17 protein-coding genes are annotated in these 12870 nt (G+C 70.2%); 5 read left to right on the top strand and 12 right to left on the bottom strand.

What is annotated here, in order from left to right; genetic code table 11:
* Window positions 1-2 precede the first annotated feature (2 nt).
* The 5 genes from ruvA to LTT66_RS25075 form a co-directional block, all read right to left on the bottom strand.
* Entirely contained in the window at window positions 3-608 is a 606-nt protein-coding gene (ruvA, locus tag LTT66_RS25095) for a Holliday junction branch migration protein RuvA (RefSeq protein WP_233060907.1), read from the bottom strand.
* Window positions 605-1174 (bottom strand): crossover junction endodeoxyribonuclease RuvC, encoded by a 570-nt coding sequence (ruvC, locus tag LTT66_RS25090; RefSeq protein WP_233069391.1) that lies wholly within the window; start codon window positions 1172-1174, stop codon window positions 605-607. Before ruvC ends, ruvA begins: the two co-directional genes overlap by 4 nt.
* Before the next feature lie 79 nt (window positions 1175-1253).
* Complete coding sequence (locus LTT66_RS25085) at window positions 1254-1706, bottom strand: acyl-CoA thioesterase (RefSeq protein WP_233060906.1); 453 nt, start codon at window positions 1704-1706, stop codon at window positions 1254-1256.
* Between the two features lie 175 nt (window positions 1707-1881).
* Window positions 1882-2397, bottom strand: a complete 516-nt coding sequence (locus LTT66_RS25080) for an O-acetyl-ADP-ribose deacetylase (RefSeq protein WP_233060905.1) — start codon at window positions 2395-2397, stop codon at window positions 1882-1884.
* Between the two features lie 100 nt (window positions 2398-2497).
* The gene (locus LTT66_RS25075; RefSeq protein ID WP_233069390.1) at window positions 2498-3475 is read right to left on the bottom strand and encodes a GlxA family transcriptional regulator; all 978 of its coding nucleotides are present in this window, start codon (window positions 3473-3475) and stop codon (window positions 2498-2500) included.
* A gap of 106 nt (window positions 3476-3581) precedes the next feature.
* Between LTT66_RS25075 and LTT66_RS25070 the strand changes: the two genes are divergently transcribed.
* The 4 genes from LTT66_RS25070 to LTT66_RS25055 all read left to right on the top strand — a co-directional run bounded on the left by LTT66_RS25070 (window position 3582) and on the right by LTT66_RS25055 (window position 5963).
* Complete coding sequence (locus tag LTT66_RS25070) at window positions 3582-4517, top strand: NADP-dependent oxidoreductase (protein ID WP_233069389.1); 936 nt, start codon at window positions 3582-3584, stop codon at window positions 4515-4517.
* 42 nt (window positions 4518-4559) lie between these two features.
* The gene (locus LTT66_RS25065; RefSeq protein ID WP_043694250.1) at window positions 4560-4766 is read left to right on the top strand and encodes a DUF5988 family protein; all 207 of its coding nucleotides are present in this window, start codon (window positions 4560-4562) and stop codon (window positions 4764-4766) included.
* Between the two features lie 113 nt (window positions 4767-4879).
* Window positions 4880-5239, top strand: a complete 360-nt coding sequence (locus tag LTT66_RS25060) for a metalloregulator ArsR/SmtB family transcription factor (protein WP_233060904.1) — start codon at window positions 4880-4882, stop codon at window positions 5237-5239.
* A gap of 220 nt (window positions 5240-5459) precedes the next feature.
* Window positions 5460-5963 carry an SRPBCC family protein gene (locus tag LTT66_RS25055; RefSeq protein ID WP_233060903.1) on the top strand — a complete coding sequence of 168 codons (504 nt, stop codon included), beginning with the start codon at window positions 5460-5462 and terminating at the stop codon, window positions 5961-5963.
* Here LTT66_RS25055 and LTT66_RS25050 read toward each other — a convergent pair.
* The 3 genes from LTT66_RS25050 to LTT66_RS25040 form a co-directional block, all read right to left on the bottom strand.
* On the bottom strand, window positions 5960-6712 hold the full coding sequence (locus tag LTT66_RS25050) for a YebC/PmpR family DNA-binding transcriptional regulator (RefSeq protein WP_233060902.1): 753 nt from the start codon (window positions 6710-6712) through the stop codon (window positions 5960-5962). The two genes, LTT66_RS25055 and LTT66_RS25050, sit on opposite strands and share 4 nt — an antisense overlap.
* A 182-nt stretch (window positions 6713-6894) precedes the next feature.
* A complete protein-coding gene (gene pdxT, locus LTT66_RS25045; RefSeq protein WP_269821970.1) occupies window positions 6895-7545 on the bottom strand; it encodes a pyridoxal 5'-phosphate synthase glutaminase subunit PdxT in 651 nt (216 codons plus the stop codon).
* Between the two features lie 66 nt (window positions 7546-7611).
* On the bottom strand, window positions 7612-8433 hold the full coding sequence (locus tag LTT66_RS25040) for an acyl-CoA thioesterase (protein ID WP_233060901.1): 822 nt from the start codon (window positions 8431-8433) through the stop codon (window positions 7612-7614).
* A 112-nt stretch (window positions 8434-8545) separates the two neighbouring features.
* On the opposite strand from LTT66_RS25040, the gene LTT66_RS25035 reads away from it, so the two are divergent.
* Window positions 8546-9172: a nucleoside/nucleotide kinase family protein gene (locus LTT66_RS25035; protein ID WP_233060900.1), complete on the top strand. Its 627-nt coding sequence runs from the start codon at window positions 8546-8548 to the stop codon at window positions 9170-9172.
* A 101-nt stretch (window positions 9173-9273) separates the two neighbouring features.
* Here the strand turns inward: LTT66_RS25035 and LTT66_RS25030 are convergent, their stop codons facing one another.
* From LTT66_RS25030 to pdxS, 4 genes are all read right to left on the bottom strand, one after another.
* Window positions 9274-10008: an SDR family oxidoreductase gene (locus LTT66_RS25030; protein ID WP_233060899.1), complete on the bottom strand. Its 735-nt coding sequence runs from the start codon at window positions 10006-10008 to the stop codon at window positions 9274-9276.
* Window positions 10009-10177: 169 nt separating this feature from the next.
* Window positions 10178-10672 carry a hypothetical protein gene (locus LTT66_RS25025; RefSeq protein ID WP_233060898.1) on the bottom strand — a complete coding sequence of 165 codons (495 nt, stop codon included), beginning with the start codon at window positions 10670-10672 and terminating at the stop codon, window positions 10178-10180.
* Window positions 10673-10834: 162 nt separating this feature from the next.
* Window positions 10835-11719 carry a LysR family transcriptional regulator gene (locus tag LTT66_RS25020; RefSeq protein ID WP_233060897.1) on the bottom strand — a complete coding sequence of 295 codons (885 nt, stop codon included), beginning with the start codon at window positions 11717-11719 and terminating at the stop codon, window positions 10835-10837.
* Between the two features lie 24 nt (window positions 11720-11743).
* Window positions 11744-12664 carry a pyridoxal 5'-phosphate synthase lyase subunit PdxS gene (gene pdxS / locus LTT66_RS25015; RefSeq protein ID WP_233060896.1) on the bottom strand — a complete coding sequence of 307 codons (921 nt, stop codon included), beginning with the start codon at window positions 12662-12664 and terminating at the stop codon, window positions 11744-11746.
* Window positions 12665-12870: the final 206 nt, after the last annotated feature.

Here is a 12870-nt window from a genome sequence, read left to right as displayed (position 1 = left end):
CCTTACCGGTTCTTGCCGAGCAGGCCGAGCGCGGCGCGCAGGGCGGCGGAGGTGTCGGCGGTGGGCTGGTCGGCCAGCACCGCATCGATCGCCTGTTCGGCCTGCTTGGCGGCGAAACCGAGGCCGACGAGCGCCTCGGTGACCTGCTCGCGCACCGGCGTGCCCACCGCCGCGGACGCCGATCCGGGCGGACCGGCGGGCACCGGGACGAGATTCACCTTGTCCCGCAGTTCCACCACCATGCGCTCGGCGCCGCGCTTGCCGATGCCGGGCACCCGGGTCAGCGCCGCCACGTTGCTCTCGGCCAGCGCTTTGCGCAGCGCCTCGGGCTCGAGGACGGCCAGCACCGCCATGGCGAGGCGGGGTCCGACGCCGGAGACGGTTTGCAGCAGGCCGAACAGGTCGCGGGCTTCGGTGTCGGCGAAACCGTAGAGCGTCATCGAGTCCTCGCGGACGATCATCGCGGTGTAGAGCCGGATCTCCTCGCCGCGGGTCAGCCCGGCCAGGGTGGACGGAGTGGCGTTGAGCCGGTAGCCGACGCCGGCCGCCTCGATCACCGCGTGGTCGAGGGCGATTTCCAGCACTTCACCGCGTACCGACGCGATCACCCGCGCACCGCCTTCCGTTGTTCGGCCAGCCGTTCGATGTACCGGCGCTGCGCCGCGGCCGCCTTGGCCTCCGCCGCCGCCATCCGCTCCAGCAGCGGCGCCCGCCAACAATGGCAGATCGCCAGCGCCAGCGCATCCGCCGCGTCCGCCGGTTTGGGCGCGGTCCGCAGGCCGAGGATACGGGTGACCATCGCGGTGACCTGCTTCTTGTCCGCGGCGCCGTTGCCGGTGACCGCGGCCTTGACCTCGCTGGGCGTGTGGAAGGCGACCGGGATACCCCGGCGCGCCGCGGCCAGCGCGATCACTCCGCCCGCTTGCGCGGTGCCCATGGCGGTGCGGACATTGTGCTGGGCGAAGACGCGTTCGATGGCGACGGCCCCCGGCTCGTGGGTGTCCATCCAGCGTTCGGCGGCGTCGGCGACCGCGAGCAGGCGGTGGGCCAGATCCATATCCCCGGGTGTGCGGACCACGTCGACATCCACCGCGGTGACCTTCCGCCCCGACCCGCCGTCGACGATGCTGAGGCCACATCGGGTGAGCCCGGGGTCGACGCCCATCACCCGCACGACAACCCCTCTCCCGGACACGAACAATTGTTCGAGAGTCTAGCGGAGGCTTGCTCTTTCGCCCTCCGTGACACGAGGGCTATCCGCCGAGGGCCGTCGCCTCCCCTGCTGGGCACGGTAATCCCAGCAACTGCGGATGAGTCGCGCGCGCCGCCCACTGCCGCGCGGGATCGGCGACCAGGCGGCGGGAACCCAGATCGAGCAGGCCGCTGACGTTGGTCACCGTCGCGGCGACCACCCCGTCGGCCCGGGTCAGGACGTGCTCGACCCGATAGGTCTTGCCCTGCCCCCACTGCCAGGCGCACGACACGTCCACGGTGTCGCCACCGCGTAGTTCGCGCTGGAAGCGGAGCACGGTCTCCACATTGACCGGCCCGAGGCCCGACGCGATCAGCTCGTCGACCGAGACGCCCGCCGCCTGGACGCACGCGAAACGCGCGTGGTCGGCGAATTGGTGGTAGGCCGCGCCGGTGACGTGCAATTGCGGATCCAGGTCGGACACCCGGACTTCGATACGGGTACTGAACGACACGGGCCGACTATGCCAGCGGGCACCGACAAGTTCGCCGCACCGACGGGATGCATGCGATCACACGGCCACCGCCCAGTCCGCATACCGAAGGCGCGAGCGATAGTCGATCATTGCGCAGCCGCCGCGCGCCGCACTCGCGACTCGAATCGGCTGCCGAGGCGGGCGCTCGCGCGGCCTACGTTCCGGTGACGTGCCGCGCGAACACGGCATGAGCCTGCTCGCCGAAGAGAACGAACCGGGCTTGCGCCACCGCCGTCTCGGTCGTGCGGACCGTGTCGACGGCGATCCGGGCGCCGTCGTCCATCGGCCAGCCGAAGACGCCGGTGGAGATCGACGGGAACGCGACCGTCCGCGCTCCCAATTCGTCCGCCACGCGCAAGGATTCCCGATAGCACGAGGCCAGCAGGGCGGAACGGTCCTCGGTGGCCGACCACACGGGCCCGACGGTGTGGATCACCCACCGCGCGGGCAGGCGACCGGCCGTGGTGGCCACGGCCGCACCGGTGGGCAGGCCCGCGCCGTATCGGGAGGCGCGCAACCGGCGGCACTCCGCGAGGATCTCCGGCCCGCCGCGCCGGTGGATCGCGCCGTCGACTCCCCCACCACCCAGCAGCGACGAGTTCGCCGCGTTCACCACCGCGTCGACCTCCTGTTCGGTGATGTCACCGCGCACCAGCACCAGTTCGACCATGCTTCGCATTCTGCCTCCGCCACGGGCGGTCGACACCCGCCACCGCAGTGGCACGCTCACCGACGCGGACGCCGACCGTGACCGGAGGCGCGGGCGCGAATCACGCCACGATCCCGCTCTCCGACACGGCGGCTCGCGCGCGAAACGTTCGCCGGTAGGCCTGCGGTGACACACCGATCGCCTCGGTCAGGTGCTGACGCAGCGAGGTGCCGGTGGCGAAGCCGACCTCGCCCGCGATGCGATCGACAGTCAGATCGGTGGTCTCCAGCAGATGCCTGGCACGGAAGACGCGCTGCTGGATCAGCCAGCGTCCCGGGCTCATACCCACCTCGTCGCGGAAGCGCCGGGCGAAGGTTCGCTTGCTCATCCGGGCCCGGATCGCCAATTCGTCGACCGTCAGCGGGCAATCCAGGTTCTCCAGCGCCCATTGCCGGGCCGCGGCGGTCCCGGCCGACGTCGCGGGCGGCACCGGCTGCTCGATGTACTGCGCTTGGCCGCCGTCGCGCCATGGCGGTACGACACACCGCCTGGCCACCGCGTTCGCGACGGCACTGCCGTGATCGCGCCGGACCAGGTGCAGGCACACGTCCAGCCCCGCAGCCGCACCCGCCGAGGTGAGGACATCCCCGTCGTCCACGTAGAGCACGTCGGGATCGAGGCGGACACGTGGAAAGGTGCGCCGGAACAGATCCGCTCGATGCCAGTGTGTGGTGGCCGGGCGCCCGTCGAGCAGTCCCGCGGCCGCGGCGACGAAAGCGCCGGTGCAGATCGCGACGATTCTGGCCCCGGGCCGGATCTGCGCCAACGCGTCGAGCACCGGCTGCGGCAGCGTGCCCGCGAGGGACGTCGTGATATCGCAGGCGGGCAGCACGACGGTGTCGGCGTTGCGCAGCGCCCGGCTGTCGTGCGCGACGGCGATGGCGAAATCGGCGGCGCTGCGCACCGGACGCCCGTCGACCGAGCAGGTGCTCACTTCGTATCTGCCTGCGGCGCTGCCGAACACCCGCGTGGGGATGCCCAGTTCGAACGGATACACCCCATCCAACGCCAGCACGACCACCCGATGGGGCGCGGCCACCTCACTCATGGCACGATCATATCGAAGAATGGCAATCGTGCCATTTCCCGCACCGTCCGCCCCCGGCAGGCTGACAGTCGTGACCGAAATCGACAGCACCGCGACAATGCGCGCGATCAGCCAGCACACCCTCGGCGGACCCGAGGTGCTCACTGAAGTACAACTCCCGCAACCGGTTCCGGGACCGGGCCAGATCCTGGTCCGGGTGCGCGCGGCCGGACTGAACCCGACCGATTGGCGCCACCGCGCCACCGCGGGACTGTTCCTGCCCGCGCCGCCGTTCGTGCTGGGCTGGGACGTCTCGGGTGAGATCGCGGCCACCGGCATCGGCGTCACCCTGTTCCGCCCCGGCGACGAGGTCTTCGGCATGCTCCCGTATCCGCACGGTCACGGCTCCTGCGCCGAATATGTGACCGGGCCGGCCCGCGCGTTCGCGCGCAAACCGGCCGCACTCGACCACACGCAGGCGGCGGCGATCCCGCTCGCCGCGCTCACCGCCTGGCAGGCGCTGATCGACACGGCGGGCCTGGCAGCGGGGCAACGCGTGCTGATCCACGCGGCCGCGGGTGGCGTCGGCCACTTCGCGGTGCAGATCGCGAAGGCGCACGGGGCTTACGTCATCGGCACGGCCGGCGCGCCCAACCACGCGTTCCTGCGCGGAATCGGCGCCGACGAGGTGATCGACTATCGCGACACCGATGTCGCCGAGGCGGTCCGCGACATCGACGTGGTCCTGGACTCGATCGATGACGGCAACAGCATTCGCGCACTGCGCACCCTGCGCCCCGGCGGCCTGCTGGTGTCGCTGCGGGCCTTCGGCACGGTCGACCTCGCGGCCGAGGCGCAGGCGCGCGGCGTGCGCGCGGTTCGGATGCTGGTCGAACACGATCACGCCGGCATGCGCGCCTTGGCCGCGCTCGCCGATTCCGGCGCCCTGCGCCCGACACTGGCGGGGACGTTCCCGCTGGCGGAGGCGGCGAAGGCGCATGCTTTGGGCGACACCGGGCGAACCGTCGGCAAATTAGTCCTCACCGTGCCCTGAAATCTCCCACGATCAGGGCATCAGCGCTTCTACCATCCGAGGATGAGTATTGGTGCGAAAGCTGTCCTCGAAGGCGGGCCGCAAGACTTGCCCACGCGTATCGTCCCGATCACCCCGCCAGGGGTCGAGTTGAAGGTGCCGTTCCGGGGCGGATACGAGCATTTCAAGGTCACCCAGCGCGAACAGGACACCTCCGAAGGACGACTGCGCGTATACGAGTGGTGCGATCGCACGAAGATCGCGGAATGAGCCCGATCCACCTTTCCCGGCGGCGGTGACGAGCCGACCGTCCGCGAAGTTCCGACCGAATTCGGCGCGGGAGGCCATGGACAAAAGCGTAACTAACTGGTTACGCTTTTGTCGTGGACAAGGTGGCCGGCGCGATCGCCGATCCGGTGCGCCGGGAGATCATGGAACTGCTCGTCGGCGCCCGGCGCACCGCCGGGGAAATCGCCGGGCATTTCGCGATCAGCCGCCCCGCCGTCAGCAGGCATCTGCGGGTGCTGCGCGAAAGCGGCCTGGTACGCGATGAACTCGTCGGCAGAGAACGCTTCTACGTGCTCGACACCGGCCCGCTGTCGCCGCTCACCGAGTGGCTCGCGCGGTTCCAGCAGCCCGTCTCATGGGCGCACCACCTCGACGCACTCGAGACCGAGGTCTACCGGACCAGACGCGAGCGTCGTTCCGGCGGCCAGCACACGCCACGGGAGGACACGGCATGAGCGGTCAGGCCCGGAGGCGGCAGCGCAGCGTAACCACGCAGGGCCCCGCACATGCCATCAGCAGACACCGCATGAGCGGTCAGGCCCGGAGGCGGCAGCGCAGCGTAACCACGCAGGGCCCCGCACATGCCATCAGCAGACACCGCATGAGCGGTCAGGCCCGAAGGCGGCAGCGCAGCGTAACCACGCAGCGCCCCGCACATGCCAGAAAGGAAGCCGCATGACCAAGCCCCCTACGGGACGACTGTTTCCCGCCGACGCGGGCCAGGATCTGGTGCTCACCCGCACGTACCGCGCCCCGATCGAGGACGTCTGGGCCAGCGTCACCGAACCCGATCGCACCGCACGCTGGTTCGGACCGTGGGAGGGCGAAGCGGGACCGGGACGAACGATCAAGGTGCGTATGGTTTTCGAGGACGAGCAGCCGTGGATGCAGATGCGCATCGACGCCTGCGAGCCGCCGCGCCGTCTCGCCGTCTCGGCTGTCGACGACCACGGTTCCTGGCAGCTGGACCTGGCGCTGCGCGAGACGGCGGGGACCACCGAACTGCGCTTCACCCACCACCTGCGCACCGATACCGAGCTCGCCCAGCTTCCCCACGTCGGCCCCGGCTGGGAGTACTACCTCGACATGCTCGGGGCGGCCCGTGCGGACACCGACCGCCCCGATTTCGCGCATTACTATCCCGCCATGCAGGACTACTACGCGCGGTTGACCGACTAGTCGTCGAGCTGAGCGAGCACCTCGTCCGAGATGTCGACGTTGGTGTAGACGTTCTGCACGTCGTCGCTGTCCTCGAGGGCGTCGACGAGCTTGATCACCTTGCGGGCGCCGTCGGCGTCCACCGCGACCGATACCGAGGGCTGGAAGCCGGACTCGGCGGAGTCGTAGTCGATGCCGGCGGTTTGCAGCGCGGTGCGCACCGCGATCAGATCGCTGGGCTCGCTGATAATCTCGAACGACTCACCGAGGTCGTTGACCTCCTCGGCGCCCGCGTCGAGTACCGCGAGCAGCACGTCGTCCTCGGACAGGCCGTTCTTCTCCAGGGTGACGACACCCTTGCGATGGAACAGGTAGGCCACCGAGCCCGGGTCGGCCATATTGCCGCCGTTGCGTGTCATCGCGACCCGGACCTCGCCCGCGGCCCGGTTGCGGTTGTCGGTGAGGCACTCGATCAGCACGGCCACGCCGTTGGGCCCGTAGCCCTCGTACATGATCGTCTGCCAGTCGGCGCCGCCCGCCTCTTCACCGCCGCCGCGCTTGCGCGCGCGCTCGATGTTGTCGTTGGGGACCGACGACTTCTTCGCCTTCTGGATGGCGTCGTACAACGTCGGGTTGCCATCCGGGTCACCGCCACCGGTCCGGGCCGCCACCTCGATGTTCTTGATCAACTTCGCGAACAGCTTGCCGCGCTTCGCGTCGATCGCAGCCTTCTTGTGCTTGGTGGTGGCCCATTTGGAGTGGCCGCTCATTCCCTACTTCCTTCAGGTCGATGGCACGTCTGGTCGTATGTACGGTACCGGCACGGCCGGGCGGACAACTTCCCCAGCCTACTCGGGCGGCCACGACGTCCGCGCAAAGCGGCCCCGGCTACGCGGCCGCCGAGCCTTCGACCAGCGGGGCGCGAGCCGCGGACGGCCTTCGCCCGCACCCCTCAAGCCGCCCGGACCATCTCCACGAACATCCGGTGCACCCGCAGATCACCGGTCACTTCGGGATGGAACGACGTGGCCAGGACATTGCCCTGCCGCACCGCGACGATCCGGCCCGCGGCGGGACCGTGCGGCACGGTGGCCAGCACATCGACGCCCTCGCCTGCCCGCTCGACCCACGGCGCCCGGATGAACACCGCGCGCACCGGACCGTCGGTGAGCCCGGCGAACGGCAGATCGGTTTCGAACGAGTCGACCTGACGGCCGAACGCGTTGCGCCGCACCGTCATATCGATCCCCGACAGGTGCTCGGCGTCCGGGCGGGTGTCGAGCACCTCCGAGGCGAGCAGGATCATGCCCGCGCAGGAGCCGAACGCGGGCATGCCGTCGCGCAGCCGGGCCCGCAGCGGCTCCAGCAGCTCGAACACCGTCAGCAGCTTGCTGATCGCGGTCGACTCGCCGCCGGGCAGCACCAGCGCGTCCACCGCGGCGAGCTCCGGCTCGCGCCGGACCAGCACCGGTTCGGCGCCACAGCGCGCGAGCGCGGCGACGTGCTCCCGGACGTCGCCCTGCAACGCGAGCACGCCGATGGTGGGACGGGACCGGTCCGGTCCTGCGTCGGCGGCGGGTGCGGCGACCGAGGAAGCGTTCACGCCGGAAAGCTTACGAGCCGTACCGATGTGGGCCCGCTCACGGTCGCCCTCCGGCGCACGTTGTGATCAGTCCGCGCGCAGCGTGCGGATGAGACCTTCCTGGACCACCGCCGCCACCAGCGTGCCCTCCCGGGTGAAGATCTTTCCGCCGGTCAGCCCGCGGCCGAAGCCGGCCGACGGCGAGGACTGGTCGTAGAGCAGCCATTCGTCGGCGCGGAACGGGCGCAGGAACCACATCGCGTGATCGAGCGAGGCGTTCTGGGTCGGCTCGTCGGGGTGGATGACCTTCGAGGAACCCAGCAGCGTCATATCGCTCATGTAGGCGAGGGTGCACACGTGCACCAGCGGGTCGTCGGGTAGCAGGTGCCGGTAGCGGAACCACACCTGCTGCTGGGAGACCACGCCGTCGCGGCGGGACACGCTCTCCGGCGGGACCATGCGGATGTCCCAGTGTTCCCACTCGCGCATCTCCCACAGTCGTTCGGGACTCATCGTGGTGCTCGCGTCGGGCAGATCCTCCGGCATCGCCACGTCCGGCATGACGTCCTGGTGCTCCGGCCCCTGGTCACCGACATGGAACGAGGCCGACATGGTGAAGATCGCGGCGCCGTCCTGGATACCGGTCACCCGCCGGGTGCAGAACGAGCGGCCGTCGCGGATGCGCTCGACCTGGTAGACCGTCGGTTCCTGCGGATTGCCCGGACGCAGGAAGTACCCGTGCAGGGAATGCACCTGGAACCGCGGTTCCACCGTCCGCACCGCGGACACGAGCGCCTGGCCGGCAACCTGGCCGCCGAACGTGCGCGGGAGCTGGGTCTTGGTGGACGCGCCACGGAAGATGTCCCGCTCGAGCCGCTCTATCTCCAGCGCCTCTTCGATTGTCGCCATGCGCTGAGATTATCCCGGCCGCTCCCGGTGGCGCCGCTCGGCCGCCGGTGAACCCTCGGCAACACGTGCGCTCCCCCGGCGGCCCGTGGGCGCGATTTGCTGAGATGGACGGGTGCCACGCTTTTCGCCGATCACCCGCGACGGCCTCGTCGAGCTGGTGATCCACCCCGTCCTGACCGCGAGCTCGCACACGGTGATCGCCGTCGACGGCGCGGACGCCGCCCGGCCCGTGGCGCTCGCCGACCGGATCGCCGAGGCGCTGCGCGCGGCGGGGCGGTCCGCCGGGGTGGTCTCCCTGCACGACTACGTGCGCCCCGCCTCGCTGCGCATGGAGTTCGGCCGCACCGACGAGACGTCCTATCGCACAGCGTGGTTCGACTACGCCGCGCTGCGCCGCGAAGTGGTCGACGCGCTCCGGCGGCACGGCTGGTGGCTGCCCGCGCTGTGGGACGAAGCCGCCGACCGCTCCGCGCGCGCCGCGATCCGCACGGCACCGCCCGCGACCACCATCGTCCTCGCAGGTCCGATGCTCGCCGGCCGCGGGCTCGACGCGGATCTGATCGTCCGCCTGGAGCTGTCCGAAGCCGCGCTCCGCCGCAAGACACCACCCGATGCGCAGTGGACCATCCCCGCCCTGCTGCGGCACGAGGCCGAGAACCCTTACACCCCGAATTTCTTCGTGCGCTGGGACCATCCTGATCGCCCGGCGCTTCGAGTCGACGAGGTCCAGGGGAATTAGGCTTCCGCGTCCTTGCTGGTTCTCGCCCATTTCATAGGTAGATGCGCATAAGTCTGTATCCATATGTGATTCACCGAGACGGCGAATAAGGCTTCCAGCAGTCAGACGAGCCGATGCCCGCCGTCCACGTGCAGGACGGTGCCGGTGATGAAGCGATTGCGCATCACGCCGAGCATCGCCTGCGCGATATCGGAGGGGTGGCCGATGCGGCCGACGGGCAGGCGTGCGGCCAGTTGCTGGTGACGTTCGGTCTTCGCGGCGCCCGCGATGGTGTCCCAGATCGGGGTGTCCACCCATCCCGGTGAGACCACGTTGACGCGAACCGGACCGAGTTCCAGCGCCAACGCGTAGGCCAGCGAGGCCAGGGCGCCGTTGACGGCCGCCACCACGGCGCCACCCGGCGCGGGCCGGTAAGCCGCGACGCCGGAGGTGAAGGTGAGCGAACCGCCGGGCACGATCCGGGCGTGCTTGGCGAGCAGAGTGGGGCCGATCAGCTTGGCCGAGATCAGGTTTCGGGCCACGTCGGCGTCGAACTCGGCCACCGGCCGATACGCGCCGGTGACGTCGGCCGCGGTGGTGACCACATGGTCGACCGGCTCGAGGCCCGCGAACAGGCGCTCGAGGTCGGCTTCGCGGGTGATATCCGCGACCACCGAGCGCAGCACGCCCGGCTGTGCGGACAGCGTGCGTTCGGCGGCGGCGAGCCGGTCGGCGGATCTGCCCGCGATCGTGACCTCCGCGCCGTCGGCGATCAGCGCGGCCGCCAGGGCCAGTCCCATGCCGGAGCTGCCGCCCACGATGACGACGCGTTCGGGTGTCGTGCTGGTTGCTGTCATGACTCCAGCCGACCATCGCGGTGGTCGAGTGTCCATGTCGCGCTGCCGAACACGCGTTAGCCAGGAACTGACGCCGCAGGCAGCGGACCGATCCGGCCCGGCGACCGGGCGATGGCGGGCTCGGCGCGGCCACGCCTCATCGCCCGGCGCGCCGGGCAGGCTCCGGCACTCAGGCGGCGCAGGCCGGGGATTGCTGGTTCAGGTTGGCCAGCGCCTGGCAGGCCCACGTCTTCTGGACCTTCCACTTGCCGTCCTCCAGGACGAACGGAACGTCGACCTGGCTCTCCTGCCCGTTGACAGTGAACTTGGCCTGCGCGGTGACACTGTCACCGAAGGCGGTCACTCCGGTGACCACTGCCGTGGCGTTGGCCTGCCGGAAGGCTTCGGCCAAGCGGTTGGGCAAGCCGGGGTCGGCTTCGATGCCCTGCACGGAGTCGAGCTTCTGCTCGTTCGGCACCGTGGGATCGAGGGCCTTCTGCAACAGGGCGTTGAGCTCGTCGACGGTGGGCGGGGCAGGCATGGTCGCGGAGGCCGCGGCGCCGGTCGTAGTGCGGGTCGACTTGGGCGAGTCGCCCGAGTCGTCGCCGCCGCATGCGGCAAGGCTCAGGGCGGCCACCATGGCCAGGCCGGCGACTGCGAGGCGTCCGGTTCTGCGAAGCTTCAACTGTTCGTCCTTTGCGCTCGGATCGTTCCGACGGTAAGAGGGCGCGCAATGGCCGGGGCGGCCATCGAATGGCGAAGCTACTGAAGATGATTGTGGAAACCATGAGACGGCCTTCTGGCCGCTGTAAGAGTTGAACCTAGCACCGGAACCGGTCCGGGCGGTCTATTCCGCCGACAGTCCGCGCGTGACGGCGGCGATCAGCGCCGCGACGGCCGGATCGCGCACTGCTGCCCGCCAGGCGATCGCGTAGGTGACCACCAGTGGTGCGCTGCGCAGCGGCCGCCAGACCAGGCCGGGCAGTCCGTCCACGCGTGCGGAGCCGAGCCCGATCACGTCGGGCCGCGAGGGCAGCACCGCGAGCATCTGCGCATGCCCCATCGCGCTCTCGCTGAGCCGTACCCGGCCGCCGTGATCGGTCAGCGTGCGCAACAGCCAGTCGTGCAGGCCCGCAGCGGATTCACGGGCGAACAAGATCAGCTCCAGACCGCTGAGAGCGGCCGGGTCGAGCAGCGTCTCACGCGCGAGCGGATGCCGCGCGGACATCACGACCCCCAGCTCCTCGCGGGCGACCGGACGTTGCGCGAAACGGTCGGGCAGGTGCACCGGCGTGCGGACCAGCGCGAGATCGACTTCGTCGTCATCGAGCATGCGCACCTGATCGGCGGTGGTCCCGCCGGTGAGCACCATCCTGGCGCCGGGCAGCTCGCCGGTGAGCAGGCCGCCGATGCGCGTGGGCAGCCAAGGCGGAACGCCGTTCAGCAGCCCGAGGCGCAGCACCGGGGCGTCGGCGGCGGCAGCGCGCCTGGTCTCCCGGATCGCCTCGTCCATCGCGCGCAGCACGTGCTTGCCGGAGCGCAGCAGCGCCGCACCCGCCGCCGTCAGCTCCACCCGCGGCTCCCGGACCAGCAGCGGGCCGCCCAGTTCCCGCTCCAGCATTTTGATCTGCTGACTGAGGGTGGGCGTCGAGATGAACAATCGCTGCGCGGCCCGGCGGAAATGCAGCTCCTCCGCCAGGACCACGAAGTACCGCAACTGCCGCAACTCCACGCGGCAGACGCTACCGGCCCGCGCTCACCACCCGCGCTCGGCCAGGCGATGCGGCTGGGCGATCTCCTCGACGTTGATGCCGACCATGGCCTCGCCCAGACCGCGCGACACCTTGGCCAGCACGTCCGGGTCGTCGTAGAAGGTGGTGGCCTTGACGATGGCGGCGGCGCGCTGGGCCGGGTTGCCGGACTTGAAGATGCCCGACCCCACGAACACGCCCTCGGCCCCGAGTTGCATCATCATCGCCGCGTCGGCGGGGGTGGCGATGCCGCCCGCGGTGAACAGCACGACCGGCAGCTTGCCGGTCTCGGCGATCTCGCGAACCAGCTCGTAGGGCGCCTGCAGCTCCTTGGCCGCGACGAACAGCTCGTCCTCGGGCAGCGACGAGAGCCTGCGGATCTCCTGGCGGATCTTGCGCATGTGCGTCGTCGCGTTGGACACGTCGCCGGTGCCCGCCTCGCCCTTGGAGCGAATCATGGCCGCGCCCTCGGTGATCCGGCGCAGCGCCTCGCCCAGGTTGGTGGCGCCGCAGACGAACGGCACGGTGAAGTTCCACTTGTCGATGTGGTTGGCGTAGTCGGCCGGGGTGAGCACCTCGGACTCGTCGATGTAGTCGACGCCGAGGCTCTGCAGGATCTGCGCCTCCACGAAGTGGCCGATACGGGCCTTGGCCATGACCGGGATCGAGACCGCGGAAATGATCCCGTCGATCATGTCCGGGTCGCTCATCCGCGACACGCCGCCCTGAGCCCGGATGTCCGCGGGCACGCGCTCCAGCGCCATCACCGCGACCGCGCCCGCGTCCTCGGCGATCTTGGCCTGCTCCGGCGTGACGACGTCCATGATCACCCCACCCTTGAGCATCTCGGCCATGCCGCGCTTCACGCGGGCGGTGCCGACGGTCTGGGTGTTCTCGGGGGTGGTCACGGCAAACTCCTCCAGCATGTGCGCCATTCGGTCGCTCGGATGCGAACGCCACGATTCTAGGCGGCCGTAAAAGGCCACTTGATAGCCAGTTGGAGTGCACTGGCCTGGTGTGATCTCGGTTATGGCGCGCTAGGCCGGGAGGGCGCGGCGATCGGGCCGTCCCGGCGCGGTACTGGACTGCCCGGCCCTCGCCGGGCGCCGGATCACAGCGGGCCGACCACCAG

The organism is Nocardia gipuzkoensis, assembly GCF_021183645.1.
GTDB lineage: Bacteria > Actinomycetota > Actinomycetes > Mycobacteriales > Mycobacteriaceae > Nocardia > Nocardia abscessus.
The sequence above is the reverse complement of the archived record's forward strand: the minus strand, read 5'-3'. Positions and strand labels throughout refer to the sequence as shown.